Source organism: uncultured Azonexus sp., assembly GCF_937982035.1.
Lineage (GTDB): Bacteria > Pseudomonadota > Gammaproteobacteria > Burkholderiales > Rhodocyclaceae > Azonexus.
The window spans coordinates 66,977-85,139 of sequence record NZ_CALJNI010000012.1 but is presented as its reverse complement, the minus strand read 5'-3'; the positions used below and the strand labels follow the sequence as shown (position 1 = coordinate 85,139).

Sequence of the window (18,163 nt, the reverse complement as noted above, 5' to 3'; positions counted from 1 at the left end):
TCCGCCGGTCATGGTTAATCTGCGCAGGCTCCTGTAGACTTTTTCCTTTCACCACAAAAGCAAGAGAGACACACGCATGAAGATCGAAACCCTCGCCGTTCATGGCGGCTACAGCCCGGACCCGACGACCAAGGCCGTCGCCGTCCCCATCTACCAGACCACCTCCTACGCCTTCGACAGCACCCAGCACGGTGCCGACCTGTTCGACCTCAAGGTCGCCGGCAACATCTACACGCGGATCATGAATCCGACCCAGGACGTGCTGGAAAAGCGTGTCGCCGCGATGGAAGGCGGCGTTGCCGCGCTGGCGATGGCCTCCGGCATGGCGGCGATCACCGCGTCGATCCAGACGATTGCCGAGGCCGGTGACAACATCGTCACCTCGTCCACGCTGTACGGCGGCACCTACAACCTGTTCGCGCACACCCTGCCGCAGTACGGCATCGAAGTGCGCTTCGCCGACTACCGCGACCCGGACGCCTTCGAGAAACTGATCGACGCCAGGACCAAGGCCGTCTTCTGCGAATCAGTCGGCAACCCGCTCGGCAACGTCACCGATTTCGAAAAACTCGCCGAAGTCGCCCACAAACATGGCGTGCCGGTCATCGTCGACAACACCGTGCCCTCGCCCTACCTGTGCCGCCCGTTCGAGCACGGCGCCGACATCGTCGTCCACGCGCTGACCAAGTACCTGGGCGGCCACGGCAACTCGATCGGCGGCATCATCGTCGATAGCGGCAAGTTCCCGTGGGCCGAGCACAAGGCGAAGTTCAAGCGCCTCAACGAGCCGGACGTGTCCTACCACGGCGTCGTCTATACCGAAGCCCTCGGTGCCGCCGCCTACATCGGCCGCGCCCGCGTCGTGCCGCTGCGCAACATGGGCGCCGCGATCAGTCCGTTCAACGCCTTCCTGATCCTGCAGGGTATCGAAACGCTGGCGCTGCGCATGGACCGCATCTGCGACAACGCGCTGAAGATCGCCCAGTTCCTGCAGAATCATCCGAAGGTCAGCTGGGTCAATTACGCCGGCCTGTCCGACCACAAGGACCATGCGCTGGTGCAGAAGTACATGGGCGGCCGCGCTTCCGGCATCCTCAACTTCGGCGTCAAGGGTGGCCGCGAAGGTGGCGGCAAGTTCCAGGATGCACTGCAACTGGTCACCCGCCTGGTCAACATCGGCGACTGCAAGACGCTCGCCTGCCACCCGGCGTCGACCACGCACCGCCAACTGTCGCCGGAAGAACTGGCCAAGGCCGGCGTTTCCGAAGACATGATCCGCCTGTCGGTCGGCATCGAGCACGTCGACGACCTGATCGCCGATCTGGATCAGGCACTCAACGCCGCCTGATCAAGTCAGCGCAAAAACGACAAACCCGGCCTGGTGCCGGGTTTGTTTTTTGGCTCAGCGCTTATAGTCGTCCTGATCGCCCAGCACCGTCCCGACTTCGCCGAGGAAGTGCGTCAGTGCCTCCGCAAAGTTTTCGGCAAGCGGCGCACAGGCACCTGCATCCCCGGCTCGCGCCGCCATCTGGAGCTCGGCGGCAAGCGCACTGACCGACCCAATGCCGATGGTTGCCAGCGAGCCTTTCAGCGCATGGGCCAGGCGCTCCAGTCCGTCCAGGTCCCCCGCTGCCAGCAGGCGCCTGATTGCCGCCGGGTCGTCGCCATGTACCCGGGCAAACGAAACCAGCAGATGGGCCAGAAAATCCACTTTACCCCGGGCAACTTTCAGCCCGCCGTCCAGATCGAGATCGCTGATTCCGCGCAAACGCCCGGCCAGCTCCTGGTCATCGTCGGCGCTTGTCGGCTCCGGTGTATCGATGACGACCGGCAGTTCGTCGCCGGCCGGCAGCCATTGCTCAAGCACCGCGTAGAGCATTTCCGGCGCGACCGGCTTGGCGATGAAGGCATTCATGCCGGCCTCCAGGCAATGCCTGCGGTCCTCGTCAAAGGCGTTGGCGGTCATGGCAACAATCGGCACGGCCTGACCGGTCGGCAAGCGCCGGATCGCGCGCGTCGCCTCGATGCCGTCCATCTCCGGCATCTGCATGTCCATCAGGATCAACTGGTAGTCGCCGTTACGGAACATCTCCACCGCTTCCCGTCCATTGATCGCGACATCCGTTTTCAGACCGACGGCTTCCAGCATGTCGAGCGCAACCTCGCGATTGACCTCGTTATCTTCGGCCAGCAGCAGGCGAGCGCCGGCGCAGTGCTGCAACAGCTTGCTGCTGTCGGCACGCGCCTGGCTGACGGCCGACAGCAGCGCCGCCGGATTACCGATGCGCAATACGGCCGAAAACCAGAATACGCTGCCCTTTCCGGGCTCGCTGATGACGCCGATGTCGCCACCCATCAACTCGGCCAGCCGGCGGGTGATGGTCAGGCCCAGACCGGTACCGCCATAGCGGCGGGTGGTCGAGGCATCGCCCTGCTCAAAGGCCTCGAACAGCTTTGCCTGGCGATCGATCGGAATGCCGACCCCGCTGTCCTCGACCGAGAAGCGCACACGCAAGGCGTCGCCCTCGGCATGCTCAAGCGAAGTACGGATGGCGATACCGCCGCGTTCGGTAAACTTGATCGCGTTGCTGGCGAAGTTGAGCAGCCCCTGGCGCAGCCGGGTCGGGTCGCCCCGCAGGTAGCGGGGCACGTCGCCGCGCTCGACCGCCACTGTCAGCCCCTTTCTCGCCGCCGTCTCGGCAATCAGCGTCTCCACCTGCCCCAGAACATCGTCGAGCGAGAAATCGGTTTCCTCAAGCTGCATCCGCCCGGCCTCGATCTTGGACAGGTCGAGGATGTCGTTGATCACCGTCAGCAGATGCTGACCGGCCGCCTCGATCTTGCGCAGGCGCTCCCGTTGCCACGGATTGAGCGCCGTACGCTGGAGCATGCCGGTCAGACCGATCACCGCATTGAGCGGTGTGCGTATCTCGTGGCTCATGTTGGCCAGGAAACGGGTCTTGGCGCTGCTGGCAATACGCGCCTGCTCCATGGCGGCGGTCCGCTCCTTGAGCAGCACCTGCAGCGAATCGCGGTGTTCGCGCAGGCTCTGGTCGCGGTTGCGGATTTCGTCGAGCATCGCGTTCAAGCCCCTGGCCAGGGTGTCGAGTTCGTGGATGCGGCTGGGGTGTGCCCGGAGGCTGAAGTCGCCGTGCTGCGAAACCTGCTCCAGGAGAACCGTCAGGTCGGCCAGGGGCCGCAAGGCACTGCGACTCAGGCGGCGTGAAAGATGCTGGCCAAGCAGCAGCGCCAGCAGGGCGGTCGAGCAAATGACCGCCAGCTGGACCAGCATCTGCCAGTAAAGCGCCCCCAGGCTGACGCGCAGATACAGGTTGCCGAGCAACTGCTCCTGATGGCGGATCGGCCGGACCAGTTCGACATGACCGGCCAGGTAATCGATTTTCTCACCGACCGCCGGCAGCGCTTGCGGTTCGCTCCCACCGGCCGTCAGGTATTGCGCGAAAGGCAAACCGGCCTCGTCATAAACGACAGCGGCGAGAGCCTCCGGCGCATGCTCGAGTGAGCGCAGCAGCGCCGTGGCATCCTCCGGATTGCGGAACACCAGGCTGGCACCGAGATTTTCGCCGAGGATGGCGGCCTGCCCGCGATGGGCGTGCAGCAGGGCGGAAACGCCAAGGAGCAGGCTGCTGGCGACGACGATCAGCGCAAAAATGCCAAGCGCGCCGGCAAGAATGCGCCGGTTGATACCGGCCAGGCGCTGACCAAGGGGAATCGTCCGGCTATCGTCACGACTCACTGGACCACCTCGCTGGCCAGGCGCAGCAGTTTCGAACTGAGACTGAGGCCACGGTGACGCGCTTCGACAAGATTTGCCCGGAAACCGAGTCGGCCTTCCTGCATGTCCATGTTCAATACGATGCCGCGCGCACTGCTGCCGGGCGCGTCCGTCACCAGCAGCACCGGACGGTTACCGAGGTATTCGACGACCCGCGGCAGGTTGCCGATGGCAGCCTGGCCGAGAAAGACGACATGGCACGGCGCCAGCGCCTCGACGCTGCCTGCCCGGCGGATGGCCAGACTGCTGCCGCCGGCCCGGCGTCCCTGCAGGGTGTCGATTTCCCGACCAAAGGGATCGGTGCCATAGATGCAGACGTTGAGCACGGGCGGAGGCGGTTCGGGCCAGGTGGTGAAGGCAATGAAGTTGTACAGCACGCCAGCCTTCAGCTGGTACTCGGTAAAACCCTGGCCAGCAGCCGGCAGCGCCAGCAGCGAGGCACACAGGGCGAGGAACGGAAGCCGCAGGCGCGTCATCAGAAACGGTAATCCATCTTCAACAGCACGGCCCGCCCGTCCTGGGTGAAACTGTCCTGCCAGTTGCTGTCGGCGCCGGGATGGCGGTAGCGCCGGTCGAACAGATTCCGCACGGCAAGCGACAAGTCCATGCCACGAATCCAGCCCTCGGCACTCAGGTTCAGGTGAGACAGGCTGTAGGCATCGAGGATGGCACCGTCCAGAGTGCGCCGACGCCCCTCGAAGCGGTACTCGTAACCCAGCCGCAGGCCATGCCAGGGCAGCGGGTAGATCAGGTTGAGCCGCCCCAGCCAGCGCGGGGAATTCTCCAGTTCCCGGCCCGCTGCCTGGGTGACATCCTGGAACGACACGCTGCCCCGCAGACGAACACCGGAAAGCCAGTGGCGCGCCGCCGACAGTTCGATGCCCCGGGCATCGATGCGTTGCCCCGAACGGTACTGCGTCAGGCCGCTGGCCGCATCGGTGGTCAGGCTGATGATGTCGTCGAGGCGCCAGCGGTAGAGCGAAGCCCGCAGGCTGGTACCGTTGCCCAGGCGATGATCGGCAATCAGTTCGTAGGTATCGACGATTTCGTTGTCCAGCCCCGGATTGGCGATCTGCGAGACGGCATCGTCGTAGTCGCGCTCATAGGCATTCGGTGCTCGATGTGCCCGGCCGTACAGCATCTTCAGGGTAGTCGCCGGCGCCGCCTGCCAGATCAGGCCGAGTCGCGGACTGATCTGGGAACCGCCGACATCGCTGCGGTCGGCACGCAGGCCGACAACCGAGGTCCAGGCATCGGCAAATTGCCATTCGTCCTGGAAATAGATACCGTGACGCCGGCCGTCGCCGCGGATCAAGGTATCGATGCCGACGGTGGTCGGATCGTCGTTGCTCTGCATGATGCGGCTGTTGCGCTGCCACTCGGCACCGAACAGCAGCTTGTGCCCGGCGATGCCGGTATGCAGCAGACGCAGTTCGCCGCCGTGCCAGTCACTCTCCCCCCTGGCCAGATTGGGCACACCGGAATAACGGTAAATGCCGTCATAGCGCTGCCGCCCATAAATGGCGCGGGCGAGGACTTCAAGTCGGTCATTGAGGTAGCTTTGCCGGTACTGCACTTGCATCACGCTATAGGCGTCGCGCTGGTAATGGCCGTCGGCCAGCGCATCGGCAAAGAAGGAAGCGGTTGGATCGTCCTTGCGCCGCTTGCCGCTGGCCATTTCGGCCGACCAGGCGCCGCGCGCGACACGGGCGAAGAACTCGCGGTCGCGCTCGCCATCCTGACCGGCAACCCGCCCGGCCACATCGCTGCCACCCGGGCCGGCTCCGGGGTAAGCCATGTTCAGCGTCTGGCCGTCGGCGCGCAGACCGGAAACCGAGAACATCGCGTCGACCCCGTTCTCCAGCCGACGCCCCCAGCTGATCCGAGCCTCCCGCTGGTTGCCGCGAGACTTCCAGGCCACGGCGGCCTCGCCGCCGTCCAGACTGGCGCCATCGCGGGTGATGATGTTGACCACGCCGAACATTGCGTTCTGACCATAAACCGCACCGCCCGGTCCACCGATGAACTCGATCCGTTCGACGAGATCGATGTCCACCGGAAAATCGCGGCCGACGGTGCCGCCGTCGTACAAGGCATCGTTGATCCGATTGCCATTGACCGCGACCAGTACCCGCGTCAGGTAGTCGCCGGGCAGGCCGATGCCGCGGGTGCCGATGCTGCCATACTGGCGATCGTACGAGGTATGGATGCCGGGCAGGCTGGACAATGCCTCGTCGAGCGTGCGCCAGCCGAAAGCCTTGATCTCGTCGCGGGTGATCACACTGGCTGCCGCCGCGACCTCGCTCTGTTTCTGCGCGTACTTGGCTGCACCGGTGACCGTGACTTCGAGCAGATCCTCAAGGCTGAGCGCTGCCGCATCCACCGATTGCGCACTCGCCGGCGCAGCCGTCGCAATGGCAAGAACGAACGCCGGCAAAAGCGCTCCCGATCTGCTACGCCCCATCATCTCCCCCGTTTTTTCTGTTCTGTTGCCGTCGAGCGCAAGAATCAGTCAATCTCCTCGACCATCAGCCAGATCGAGCGCGCATCGCGCATCTGCCCGGTGCCGACGCTGTACGAACCGCCCTGGCGCGTGTTCGCCTGCTGGCCGGTGCCGCCGAGTTCCATCCATTCGCCGAGCCGGCCACTGATCGTGGTGGCCAGTCGCTGTCCGGCAATCACGCCCCGCCCTTCCTGTTGTTCGGCCTGCTGCGAAATTTCCAGCGTCACCCGATCGCCGCTGACCCGTGGGCTGGCGTGAAAACCGCTGCCGATGTCGCGATAGACGATGCTGTCGTTGACGATGGCGCCGCCCGGACCGACGGCGATCTGGCGCATCGGCACCGGCAGCGAGCGACCGACCTGGATGAAGGCGCGCCCGCCTTCCACGGTCTGCACCCGCTGGGCGGCATTTTCGCCGCGCTGGCTGCGGGTGTCCCAGACGCGCGCATCGACACTGGCCTGCGGCTTGCCGCCGAAGATGACCTGACCGACGGCTTCGGCGCCCCGGTTGGCGGATTGTTGCTGGCGATCGTGGGCCACGTGGATGATCAAACGCCGTGCCGGCTTGTCGATCGCCGCCAGCGCCCGCTTGATGTCCTCGCGGTTGCGCGGCGAGGTGCGCAGGAACAGCTGGTTGTTCATGCCGGTCAGCGTGCCGCCCGGCTCGACCAGCGGCAGCAGGGCGGGCAGCACTTCATCGACCGTCCGGCTCTTGAGTTCGATGACCTCCAGCGACTGCGCCTGGACGATGCCGATCCAGCACAGCAGAAACAGGCCAAACAGGGTGTGCAGACGCTGGCGCATGGTCTTCTCCTCAGGGTGCAACGATATGCGGCTGGGCCAGATATTCGCGCGAGTTCATCTCGGTCAGGCGGCTCACTGTACGCTTGAATTCGCTGGCCTGGGTACCTTCTGTGTATAGCGCGTCGGCTGCGCACTCGGCGGTGGCGATTAGCTTGACCTTGTTGTCGTAGAAGACATCGACCAGCCAGGTGAAACGACGGGCTTCCGAGGCCTGGTGTACGGTCATTTTCGGTATCTTCGACAGCAGCACCGTATGGTAGCTGCGCGAGATTTCGAGATAGTCGTTCTGTGAGCGCGGACCGCCGCACAGGGTGCGGAAGTCGAACCAGATCACGCCATGCCCGCGCCGCACCGTCGGAATGTCGCGGTCGAGCACCTCGATGTGTCCGCCACGCTTGCCCTCCTCGCCGGCCACCATGTGGAAGTATTCGAGCATCTTGGCTTCGGCAGCGTCGTCGGCCGGATGGTGATAGATCTCGACCTGCTCAAGCGCGCGCAGGCGATAATCGATGCCGGCCTCGACTTCGTAGACGTCGAGATTCCGGTTCAGCAAGGCGATGGCCGGGAGAAAGCTCTCGCGGTGCAGGCCGTTCGGGTAGAGCCGGTCCGGCGGGTAGTTCGAGGTCATCACCAGGATCACGCCGTTGGCAAAAAGCCCTTCGAGCAGGCGGCCGAGGATCATTGCATCGGCGATGTCGGAGACGTGGAATTCGTCGAAACAGAGCAGGCGCACGTCCTTGGCGATGGCCTCGGCCAGCTTCAGCATGGGATCGGGCTCGCCCTTGAATTTCTCCAGGTCGCGGTGGATCTGCTGCATGAAGGAATGGAAATGCAGGCGTTTCTTGCGCCGGTACGGAACCGAGTCGTAGAAGCAATCCATCAGGAAGCTCTTGCCGCGCCCGACGCCGCCCCAGAAATACACGCCCTTGGGCGGCTTGGGCGGGCTGAGCAGGCGCTTGAGGGTGCTGCCGCGCTGGACCTTGAATTGCAGCAACTGGGTGTAGAGGTTCTGCAGGGCATTCGCCGCCGCCATCTGCGCCGCGTCGGCAACATAGCCGCGTTCGGCAAGCAGCGCGTTGTAGGCATCGAGCATCCCGGTCGGGGAGACATTGAGTTTTTTATGAGGCATCGAGGCGTCGTTATTCTGGATTGGGGGAAGAGTCGCTATTTTCGCAAATAAAAAAGGCGGTTGCGTCACCGCAACCGCCTTTTGTGCCGGAAAAACCGGGCTTAGAAGTGCAGCGAGCGCTTGTCGCAGGCCAGGGCAGCTTCGTGCACGATTTCCGACAGCGTCGGGTGGGCGTGGCAGATACGGCCGAGGTCTTCGGAAGCACCGGCAAATTCCATCGTGACGACGGCTTCGGCAATCAGTTCGGAAGCATTGTTGCCGATGATATGCACGCCGAGGATACGGTCGGTCTTGGCGTCGGCCAGGACCTTGACGAAACCGCTGGCGTCGCCGTGACCGAGGGCACGGCCGCTGGCCAGGAAGGGCACCTTGCCCGGCTTGTAGGCAATGCCTTCGGCCTTGAGCTGCTGTTCGGTCTTGCCGACCCAGGCGATTTCCGGATGGGTGTAGACCACGCCCGGAATGGTGTCGAAGTTGCAGTGACCGGCCTGACCGGCGATCAGTTCGGCAACCATGACGCCCTCTTCCGAGGCCTTGTGCGCCAGCATCGGACCGCGGACGACGTCGCCGACCGCCCAGACGTTGGGCAGGTTGGTCTGGCAGTGGCCGTTGACTTCAACCTGGCCGCGCTCGTTCAGCTTGAGGCCGACGGCGTCGCCGTTGAGGCCGTCGGTGTTCGGGATACGGCCAACCGAAACGATCAGCTTGTCGCATTCGAGCTTCTTGGCGCCGTCCTTGTCCTCGTATTCGACGGTGACACCCTTCTTGGCCACCGAGACCTTGCCCAGCTTGATACCGGTGGTGATCTTCAGGCCCTGCTTGGTGAACAACTTGAGCGCTTCCTTGGCGATGTCCTGGTCGGCGAACGGCAGGAAGTCCGGCGCGGCTTCGAGCACGGTCACATCGGTACCGAGGCGACGCCAGACCGAGCCCATTTCCAGGCCGATGACGCCGGCGCCGATGACGCCCAGGCGCTTCGGCGCGGCGTCGAAATCGAGCGCCCCGACGTTGTCGCAGATGACCTTGTTGTCGACCGGGATGCCGTCGAGGTGGCGCGGCTTGGAGCCGGTGGCGATGATCACGTGCTTGGCCAGGACTTCTTCCTCGCCAACCTTGACCTTGTACAGCTCGCCTTCCTTGCCGGCAAAGCTGGCGTGGCCGTTGAGGCCGGTGACCTTGTTCTTCTTGAACAGGCCGCGGATGCCGCCGGTCAGCTGGGTGACGATGGTGTTCTTGCGACCGATCATGGTCGGCACGTCGATGCTGACACCCTTGGTCGAGATGCCGTGCATGGCGAAGGAGTGATTGGCTTCCTCGTACAGTTCGGAAGAGCGCAGCAGTGCCTTCGACGGGATGCAGCCGACGTTCAGGCAGGTGCCGCCGAGCCGCGGCTCGCCCTTGGGATCGGCGTAGGCGTTGGATTCGGCGCAGGCGGTGTTGAAGCCGAGCTGGGCGGCGCGGATGGCGGCGACATAGCCGCCGGGACCACCGCCGATAACGAGCACGTCAAATTGCTTGGACATGGATCAACCTTTCTTTCAGATGTGCAAAGGCGCCAGCGCCCGTGCGGGAACACTGGCGCCGGCGATGCTGGCTTAAACGTTGAGCAGCAGGCGGGCCGGATCTTCCAGCGCTTCCTTCATGGTCACCAGACCGAGGACGGCTTCGCGGCCATCGATGATGCGGTGATCGTAGGACATCGCCAGATAGTTCATCGGACGCACGACGACCTGACCGTTTTCGACGACGGCACGGTCCTTGGTGGCGTGGATGCCGAGGATGGCCGACTGCGGCGGGTTGATGATCGGGGTGGACATCATCGAACCGAAGATGCCGCCGTTCGAGATCGAGAAGGTGCCGCCGGTCAGTTCTTCGATCGACAGCTTGCCGTCCTTGGCCTTGGCGCCGAATTCGGCGATCTTCTTCTCGATGTCGGCGATCGACATCTGGTCGGCGTTGCGCAGGATCGGCACGACCAGGCCGCGCGGCGAACCGACGGCAATACCGATGTCGATGTAGCCGTGGTAAACGATGTCGTTACCGTCGACCGAAGCGTTCAGGATCGGGAACTTCTGCAGCGCGGCAACGGCGGCCTTGACGAAGAAGCCCATGAAGCCGAGGCGAACGCCATGGGTCTTCTCGAACTTCTCGCCGTACTGCTTGCGCAGGGCCATGACCGGGGCCATGTTGACTTCGTTGAACGTGGTCAGGATGGCGTTGGTCTGTTGCGACTGCAGCAGACGCTCGGCGATGCGGGCGCGCAGGCGGGTCATCGGCACACGCTCTTCGGTGCGGTCGCCAAGGGCGACACCGGTCGGCGGCACCGGCAGCGAGGTCGTCGACTTGGCAGCGACAACCGGACCGGCAGCCGGCTTGGCCTGGGCGGCCACGGCGTCTTCCTTGGTCACGCGACCGCCACGACCGGAACCGGCGACGTCGGCGGCAGCGATGCCCTTCTCGTCGAGGATCTTGCGGGCAGCCGGGCTGGCCGTACCGGCCGGTGCAGCAGCAGCCGGCGCCGGGGCGGCGGCAGGCGCAGCCGCCTTCGGTGCTTCGGCAGCCGGAGCCGGTGCAGCCGCACCGGCGACGGCAGCGGTGTCGATCCGGGCGATCAGTTCGCCGGAGACCACGGTCTCGCCGTCAGCCTTGATGATTTCGACCAGCACGCCGGCGCCGGGCGACGGCACTTCGAGGACGACCTTGTCGGTTTCGATGTCGATCAGGATTTCGTCGCGGGCGACAGCCTCGCCGATCTTCTTCTTCCAGGAAGCCAGCGTGCCTTCGGCGACGGACTCGGACAGTTGCGGAACTTGAACTTCGATAATGCTCATGGTGACTCCACTCTGCTTTAGTTATCAGTACTCGATCTTGCCCAGGGCGGACTCGATCAGTGCCTTTTGTTGCTCGTTGTGCTTGGCCAGGTAGCCAACCGCCGGGGACGAGGAAGCCGGGCGGGACACCAGCAGCATCTTCTGCTTGCTGCCGAGTTGCGAATCCAGGTGGTGACGCGAGGCGATCCAGTACCAGGCACCCTGGTTGCGGGGTTCTTCCTGGGCCCAGACGATTTCGGTCGCCTTCGGATACTTGGCCAGCTCCTGTTCGAGCGATTCCTTCGGGAAAGGATACAACTGCTCGAGACGGACGATGGCAATATCGTTGATCTTCTTCTCGCGACGGGCATTGACCAGATCGTAGTAGACCTTGCCGCAGCACAGCACGACGCGCTTGACCTTCTTCGCATCGAGGTCGTCCACTTCACCGATGACGCGCTGGAATTCGCCGTTGGCCAGTTCGTCCAGCGACGAGGCGGCATCCTTGTGACGCAGCAGCGACTTGGGCGACATGACGACCAGCGGCTTGCGCTGCATGCGCACCGCCTGACGGCGCAGCATGTGGAAGACCTGGGCGGCCGTGGTCGGCACGCAGACTTCCATGTTCATCTCGGCGCACAGCTGCATGAAGCGCTCCAGGCGGGCGGACGAGTGTTCCGGACCCTGGCCTTCGTAGCCGTGCGGCAGCAGCATGACCAGACCGCAGGCGCGGCCCCACTTGGCTTCGCCGGAAGCGATGAACTGGTCGATGACGACCTGGGCACCGTTGGCGAAGTCGCCGAACTGGCCTTCCCAGATCACCAGCTCGTACGGGTTGGCGGAAGCGTAGCCGTAGTCGAAGGCGAGCACGGCCTCTTCGGACAGCACCGAGTCGTAACACTGGAAGCCGGCCTGCTTTTCCTGCAGGTTCTTCAGCGGGTGGTAGGTGCCGGTGTCCCAGTTGGTACGGTTCTGGTCGTGGAAGGCCGCATGGCGGTGGAAGAAGGTGCCGCGACCGACGTCTTCACCGGAGATGCGGACGCCGTAACCGGAAACCAGCAGCGAAGCGTAGGCCAGGTTCTCGGCCATGCCCCAGTCGACCGGCAGCTTGCCCTCGCCCATCGCGGCACGATCCTCGACGATCTTCTTGACGCGCGAATGCAGCGTGAAGTTCTCGGGAATATCGGTCAGACGCTGGGCCAGACGCTGCAGTTCGGCAACCGGCACGCGGGTGTCGCAGGTCTCGATGTAGTTCTTCGTCAGGAACGGCGTCCAGTCGATGGTCATCGGATGCTTGTAGCCGGCCAGCACCGGGTTGTACAGCAGTTCGCCCTTGTCCAGGTGCTCGCGATATTCCTTGATCATCTGGTCCGGACCGTCGGCCGGCAGCGTGCCTTCGGCGATCAGCTTGTCGCCGTACAGCTTGCGGGTACCCGGATGCTTGGAAATGATCTTGTACATCAGCGGCTGCGTGACCATCGGCTCGTCCTGCTCGTTGTGGCCGAGCTTGCGGAAGCAGATGATGTCGACAACGACGTTCTTCTGGAAGGTCTGGCGATATTCGACGGCCAACTGGGTGACCAGCGCCACGGCTTCCGGATCGTCGCCATTGACGTGGAAGATCGGGGCGTCGGACATCTTGAAGATGTCGGTGCAGTAGTGGCCGGAACGGTAGTCGCGCGGGTCGGAGGTGGTGAAGCCGACCTGGTTGTTGACCACGATGTGCAGCGTACCGCCGACACCGTAACCGCGCGTCTGCGAGAAGTTGAGCATTTCCTGGTTCACGCCCTGACCGGCGACGGCGGCATCGCCGTGGATCAGGATGGGCATGACCTTGGACTTGGCACCTTCGCCGCGACGGACCTGGCGGGCATAGACCGAGCCTTCGACCACCGGGTTGACGATTTCAAGGTGCGACGGATTGAAGGCCAGCGTCAGGTGGCAGGCGCCGCCAGGCGTCGACACGTCGGACGAGAAGCCCATGTGGTACTTGACGTCACCGGCCGACAGATCGCTCTTCTTCTTGCCTTCGAATTCGGCGAAGAGCATCGACGGAGCCTTGCCCAGCGTATTGACCAGCACGTTCAGGCGGCCGCGGTGGGCCATGCCGACGACGACTTCGTCAACGCCCATGGCACCGCCGGTACGCACGGCTTCGTCCATGGCGACGATCAGCGATTCACCGCCTTCGAGCGAGAAGCGCTTCTGGCCGACATACTTGGTATGCAGATAGCGTTCGAGCGTCTCGGCAGCCGTCAGGCGCTCGAGAATGCGCTTCTTCTGGTCGACGTTGAAGGTCGGACGCGAGCGGATGCTTTCCAGCTTTTCCTGCAGCCAGCGCTTCTCGGTGTAATCGGTCATGTACATGTACTCGACACCGATGGTGCCGCAGTACGTCTGCTTCAGCGTTTCGAGGATGTCGCTGAGCTTGGCGTTTTCCGGCAGGCCCTTGAGCGAACCGACGTTGAAGGTCTGGTTCAGGTCGGCATCGGTGAAACCGTAGAAGGACGGCTCCAGTTCGTCGAGCTTCGGGCGCGGCAGGCGCTTGAGCGGATCAAGATCGGCCCAGCGCGTACCGAGCGAACGGTAGGCGGTGACCAGCTGGCCGACGGCCGACTGCTTCTTGTGCTCGGTCGTCGAGGAAGCCGGCGCAGCCGGCTTGAAGCCGCCGCTCTTGGCCAGTTCGGCGAAGGCCGAAACCACCGGGGCGTGCGCCACATCGCGGGCGACGAAGCCGGGCATCTGGGCCAGGTGATCGAAGTAATCGCGCCACTCGGCGGGAACCGAGGTCGGATCGTTGAGGTAGTTTTCGTAAATTTCTTCGACGAAGGGAGCGTTACCGCCAAAGTAAAGCGTGCTGTCGAATTTATCGTTCATCGTAGTCATAGGCGTCCCCACCAGGGTTTGTTCTCTGTCGCTGCGGATGCAGTCCGACAATTCTCCGCATGTAAAAAAGGGCGGCCCACGGCCGCCCGATTCTTTTTCTTAGCCGCGTTGGGCGAGCGGTACCACGTCGCGCTTGGCAGCGCCGATGTACAACTGGCGCGGACGGCCGATCTTGTATTCCGGATCGGAGATCATTTCTTCCCACTGCGTCATCCAGCCAACCGTACGGGCCAGCGCGAAGATGCAGGTGAACATCTCGGTCGGAATACCGATCGCCTTCTGGACGATGCCGGAGTAGAAGTCGACGTTCGGGTAGAGCTTCTTCTCGACGAAGTACGGATCTTCCAGCGCGATCTTTTCCAGTTCCATGGCCAGCTTGAACAGGCGGTCGTTTTCCAGGCCCAGTTCGGTCAGCACTTCGTTGCACACCTTGCGCATCAGCTTGGCGCGCGGGTCGAAGTTCTTGTAGACGCGGTGGCCGAAGCCCATCAGCTTGAACGAGTCGTTCTTGTCCTTGGCGCGCTTGATGTACTCGCCAACGCGCGACACGTCGCCGATTTCTTCCAGCATCTGCAGGCAGGCTTCGTTCGCGCCGCCGTGTGCCGGGCCCCACAGGCAGGCGATACCGGCCGAGATGCAGGCGAACGGGTTGGCGCCCGACGAACCGGCCAGACGGACGGTCGAGGTCGAGGCATTCTGTTCGTGGTCGGCATGCAGCGTGAAGATGACGTCGAGGGCGCGGACCAGCACCGGGTTCGGCACGTACTTCTCGCACGGGTTGCCGAACATCATGCGCATGAAGTTGGCGGTGTAGTCCAGATCGTTGTCCGGGTACATGAACGGCGCGCCGGTGTTGTACTTGTAGGCCATGGCGACGATGGTCGGCAACTTGGCAACGATGCGGTTGAAGCTGATGTTGCGGTGCTCGGCGTCCGAGTAGTCCATGGCTTCGTGGTAGAAGGCGGACAGGGCGCCGACGACGCCGACCATGACTGCCATCGGATGGGCATCACGACGGAAACCGTTGTAGAAGCGGGTCAGCTGGTCATGCACCATCGTGTGCTTCTTGATGGTGGTTTCGAAATTGACCTTCTGGGAGGCGTTCGGCAGTTCGCCGTTCTTCAGCAGATAGGCAACTTCGAGGAAGTTGCAGTTCTCGGCCAGTTGCTCGATCGGGTAACCGCGGTACAGCAGTTCGCCCTTGTCGCCGTCGATGAAGGTGATCTTGGACTTGCAGCTGGCGGTGGACAGGAAACCGGAGTCGTAGGTGAACAGGCCGGTCTTGCCGCCCAGGGTACGGATGTCGACACAGTCGTTGCCGTGCGTCGGGGACATGATCGGGAAATCGACAGGTGCTTGTCCGTCGATACTCAGAGTTGCCTTGCGTTCGGTCGTCATGGTTTTTTCCCTTTACAGGTGTTGGTTATCACTGCGCTGCCAAAATACGGTCAACGTTACAAAATTAGCCCGCTAACCTTACTGAACACTTACGTAATTTTTCGACGACGGGCACGAAACGCGCCTCGTCCTCGTTACATTCTTCCTTGCCGCTGATCAGGTACCAGAGGTCGTGGTCCTCCAGCGCGACCAGATCCACGAACGCCGCCTGCTCTTCCTCGGTCAACTGATCGAATCCGTCGTCGAGAAAACGCGTCAGCGTGATGTCGAGTTCGAGCAGTGCGCGGCGGATGCAACGCCAGCGCAGGCGTTCGTAGTCCTGGCGTTCCATCAGACGGCGCGGGCGACCATCATGTCCTTGATCTTGCCGATGGCCTTGGTCGGGTTCAGACCCTTCGGGCACACGTCAACACAGTTCATGATGGTATGGCAACGGAACAGACGGTACGGGTCCTCAAGGTTGTCGAGGCGCTCGTTGGTCGCCTGGTCGCGCGTATCGGCGATGAAACGGTAGGCAGCCAGCAGGCCGGCCGGGCCGACGAACTTGTCCGGGTTCCACCAGAACGACGGACAGGAGGTCGAGCAGCAGGCGCACAGGATGCACTCGTAGAGGCCGTTCAGCTCTTCACGATCTTCCGGCGACTGGAGACGCTCGCGCTCCGGCGCCGGATCGTTGTTGATCAGGTACGGCTTGATCGAGTGGTACTGCTTGAAGAACTGGGTCATGTCGACGATCAGGTCGCGGATGACCGGCAGGCCGGGCAGCGGACGCAGCACGATCGGCTGCTTCAGTTCGTCGATGTCGGTCAGACAGGCCAGGCCGTTCTTGCCGTTGATGTTCATCGCATCGGAACCGCAGACGCCTTCGCGGCAGGAACGACGGTACGACAGCGTGTCGTCCTTCGCCTTCAGCTTGGTCAGGGCATCAAGCAGCTTGCGGTCAGTCGGCTCGAGCTCGACCGAGATGTCCTGCATGTAGGGCGCGTCGTCCTTGTCCGGATCGTAGCGGTAGATGCTGAATTGAACCGTACGTTTGCTCATGTATCTCTCCGATTAGTACGAGCGCGTCTTCAGCGCGATGGGTTCGACGGTCAGCGGCTGCATGTTGACCGGCTTGTACGAGATGCTGTTGTCGACCGGATTGAACAGCGTGTGCTTGAGCCACTCGGCGTCGTTGCGACCGTTCGGGAATTCCGGGGTATCCGGCGCATCGTCACGCACGTGGGCGCCGCGCGATTCCTTGCGGGCCTCGGCGGAGAGCATCGTTGCCTTGGCGACCTCGATCAGGTTTTCCATTTCGAGGGCTTCGGTACGGGCCGTGTTCCAGGCCATCGACTTGTCCTTGATCTCGAGCTCGCGGGCTGCCTTCTCGACTTCGAGGATCTTCTCGACGCCGGACTTGAGCAGGTCGCCGAAGCGGAACACGCCGGCGTGGTTCTGCATGGTGCGCTGCATGGCCAGACGGGTTTCGTGCACGTTGGCACCGCCCTTGCGATTGTCGATGGCGGAGATGCGGGACAGCGACTTCTCGGCAGCGTCCTTCGGCAGTTCGCGATGCGCCTTGCCGGACTTGAGGTCTTCCACGGCGGAGTCGCCGGCCGACTTGCCGAAGACCAGCAGGTCGAGCAGCGAGTTGGTACCCAGGCGGTTGGCGCCATGCACCGAGGCACAGGCACATTCGCCGGCGGCGTAGAAGCCGGGGACGACGGTGTTGTAGTCGCCGTTCTGCGGGGTCACGACACGACCGGAGTAATGCGTCGGGATGCCGCCCATCTGGTAGTGACAGGTCGGGACGACCGGCAGCGGTTCCTTGATGCAATCGACACCGGCGAACTGCAGGCCGATTTCGCGGATACCCGGCAGACGCTTCATGATGGTGTTCGGATCGAGGTGGGTGATGTCGAGCAGGACGTAGTCCTTGTTGACGCCACAACCGCGGCCTTCGTTAATTTCGGTGGTCATGGCGCGGGAAACCACGTCGCGCGACGCCAGATCCTTGGCGTTCGGCGCGTAGCGCTCCATGAAGCGTTCCTTGTTGGCGTTGCGCAGGATACCGCCTTCGCCACGGACGCCTTCGGTAATCAGCACGCCTGCACCGGCGACGCCGGTCGGGTGGAATTGCCAGAATTCCATGTCTTCGAGCGGGATGCCGGCACGTGCCGCCATGCCCAGGCCGTCACCGGTGTTGATGAAGGCGTTGGTCGAGGAGTAGAAGATACGGCCGGCACCGCCGGTCGCGAAGATGGTGGCGCGGGTGTGGAAGATGACGACCTGGCCGGTCTCCATTTCCATCGCCGTGACACCGACGACATGACCTTCGGCATCGCGGATCAGGTCCAGGGCCATCCATTCGACGAAGAACTGGGTGTTGGCCTTGACGTTGCGCTGATACATCGCGTGCAGCATGGCGTGACCGGTACGGTCGGCAGCGGCACAGGAACGGCGCACCGGCTTTTCGCCAAAATTCGACATGTGGCCGCCGAACGGGCGCTGGTAAATCTTGCCGTCGTCGGTACGGTCGAACGGCATGCCGTAATGTTCGAGCTCGACCACGCACTCGTTGGCCTTGCGCACCATGAATTCGATCGCGTCCTGGTCGCCGAGCCAGTCGGAACCCTTGACGGTGTCGTACATGTGCCAGTGCCAGTGATCTTCCTCGGAGTTGCCGAGCGAGGCGGCAACACCACCCTGGGCGGCAACGGTATGCGAACGGGTCGGGAAGACCTTGGACAGGACGGCCGTCTTCAGGCCGGCTTCGGACAACTGGATTGCGGAACGCAGACCGGCGCCACCGGCACCGACGATGACCGCATCAAACTTCAGAACAGGAATACTCAC

The 18,163-nt window shown here is 63.3% G+C and carries 13 protein-coding genes; 1 reads left to right on the top strand and 12 read right to left on the bottom strand.

Going from position 1 to position 18,163, the window contains the following annotated elements; genetic code table 11:
* Positions 1-76: 76 nt before the first annotated feature.
* Positions 77-1,348, top strand: a complete 1,272-nt coding sequence (locus Q0799_RS09570; protein ID WP_298397640.1) for a bifunctional O-acetylhomoserine aminocarboxypropyltransferase/cysteine synthase — start codon at positions 77-79, stop codon at positions 1,346-1,348.
* Between the two features lie 54 nt (positions 1,349-1,402).
* Here the strand turns inward: Q0799_RS09570 and Q0799_RS09565 are convergent, their stop codons facing one another.
* The 12 genes from Q0799_RS09565 to sdhA all read right to left on the bottom strand — a co-directional run bounded on the left by Q0799_RS09565 (position 1,403) and on the right by sdhA (position 18,163).
* Positions 1,403-3,757, bottom strand: a complete 2,355-nt coding sequence (locus tag Q0799_RS09565; RefSeq protein WP_298397638.1) for an ATP-binding protein — start codon at positions 3,755-3,757, stop codon at positions 1,403-1,405.
* A complete protein-coding gene (locus tag Q0799_RS09560; protein WP_298397636.1) occupies positions 3,754-4,272 on the bottom strand; it encodes a YfiR family protein in 519 nt (172 codons plus the stop codon). The genes Q0799_RS09565 and Q0799_RS09560 overlap by 4 nt, the downstream gene beginning before the upstream one ends.
* Positions 4,272-6,233, bottom strand: coding sequence for a TonB-dependent receptor (locus tag Q0799_RS09555; protein ID WP_298397633.1), 1,962 nt, complete (start codon positions 6,231-6,233; stop codon positions 4,272-4,274). Before Q0799_RS09555 ends, Q0799_RS09560 begins: the two co-directional genes overlap by 1 nt.
* Positions 6,234-6,304: 71 nt before the next feature.
* Complete coding sequence (locus tag Q0799_RS09550; protein ID WP_298397630.1) at positions 6,305-7,102, bottom strand: hypothetical protein; 798 nt, start codon at positions 7,100-7,102, stop codon at positions 6,305-6,307.
* 10 nt (positions 7,103-7,112) lie between these two features.
* Entirely contained in the window at positions 7,113-8,231 is a 1,119-nt protein-coding gene (zapE, locus tag Q0799_RS09545) for a cell division protein ZapE (protein WP_298397627.1), read from the bottom strand.
* 101 nt (positions 8,232-8,332) lie between these two features.
* The gene (lpdA, locus tag Q0799_RS09540) at positions 8,333-9,754 is read right to left on the bottom strand and encodes a dihydrolipoyl dehydrogenase (RefSeq protein ID WP_298397624.1); all 1,422 of its coding nucleotides are present in this window, start codon (positions 9,752-9,754) and stop codon (positions 8,333-8,335) included.
* A 72-nt stretch (positions 9,755-9,826) separates the two neighbouring features.
* Positions 9,827-11,062 (bottom strand): 2-oxoglutarate dehydrogenase complex dihydrolipoyllysine-residue succinyltransferase, encoded by a 1,236-nt coding sequence (gene odhB, locus Q0799_RS09535; protein ID WP_298397621.1) that lies wholly within the window; start codon positions 11,060-11,062, stop codon positions 9,827-9,829.
* A gap of 24 nt (positions 11,063-11,086) precedes the next feature.
* Complete coding sequence (locus Q0799_RS09530) at positions 11,087-13,918, bottom strand: 2-oxoglutarate dehydrogenase E1 component (RefSeq protein WP_298397901.1); 2,832 nt, start codon at positions 13,916-13,918, stop codon at positions 11,087-11,089.
* A gap of 108 nt (positions 13,919-14,026) precedes the next feature.
* Complete coding sequence (gene gltA, locus Q0799_RS09525; protein ID WP_298397618.1) at positions 14,027-15,325, bottom strand: citrate synthase; 1,299 nt, start codon at positions 15,323-15,325, stop codon at positions 14,027-14,029.
* A 64-nt stretch (positions 15,326-15,389) separates the two neighbouring features.
* Positions 15,390-15,656, bottom strand: a complete 267-nt coding sequence (locus Q0799_RS09520; protein WP_028995008.1) for a succinate dehydrogenase assembly factor 2 — start codon at positions 15,654-15,656, stop codon at positions 15,390-15,392.
* Positions 15,656-16,366, bottom strand: coding sequence for a succinate dehydrogenase iron-sulfur subunit (locus Q0799_RS09515; RefSeq protein WP_028995007.1), 711 nt, complete (start codon positions 16,364-16,366; stop codon positions 15,656-15,658). Before Q0799_RS09515 ends, Q0799_RS09520 begins: the two co-directional genes overlap by 1 nt.
* A gap of 12 nt (positions 16,367-16,378) precedes the next feature.
* Positions 16,379-18,163 carry a succinate dehydrogenase flavoprotein subunit gene (gene sdhA / locus Q0799_RS09510; RefSeq protein ID WP_298397612.1) on the bottom strand — a complete coding sequence of 595 codons (1,785 nt, stop codon included), beginning with the start codon at positions 18,161-18,163 and terminating at the stop codon, positions 16,379-16,381.

Coding starts and splice junctions, on each gene's coding strand:
- Q0799_RS09530 (WP_298397901.1), bottom strand. CDS start 13,918: ATGAACGATAAATTCGACAGCACGCTTTACTTTGGCGGTAACGCTCCC.
- gltA (WP_298397618.1), bottom strand. CDS start 15,325: ATGACGACCGAACGCAAGGCAACTCTGAGTATCGACGGACAAGCACCT.
- Q0799_RS09560 (WP_298397636.1), bottom strand. CDS start 4,272: ATGACGCGCCTGCGGCTTCCGTTCCTCGCCCTGTGTGCCTCGCTGCTG.
- Q0799_RS09570 (WP_298397640.1), top strand. CDS start 77: ATGAAGATCGAAACCCTCGCCGTTCATGGCGGCTACAGCCCGGACCCG.
- odhB (WP_298397621.1), bottom strand. CDS start 11,062: ATGAGCATTATCGAAGTTCAAGTTCCGCAACTGTCCGAGTCCGTCGCC.
- Q0799_RS09550 (WP_298397630.1), bottom strand. CDS start 7,102: ATGCGCCAGCGTCTGCACACCCTGTTTGGCCTGTTTCTGCTGTGCTGG.
- lpdA (WP_298397624.1), bottom strand. CDS start 9,754: ATGTCCAAGCAATTTGACGTGCTCGTTATCGGCGGTGGTCCCGGCGGC.
- zapE (WP_298397627.1), bottom strand. CDS start 8,231: ATGCCTCATAAAAAACTCAATGTCTCCCCGACCGGGATGCTCGATGCC.
- Q0799_RS09515 (WP_028995007.1), bottom strand. CDS start 16,366: ATGAGCAAACGTACGGTTCAATTCAGCATCTACCGCTACGATCCGGAC.
- Q0799_RS09520 (WP_028995008.1), bottom strand. CDS start 15,656: ATGGAACGCCAGGACTACGAACGCCTGCGCTGGCGTTGCATCCGCCGC.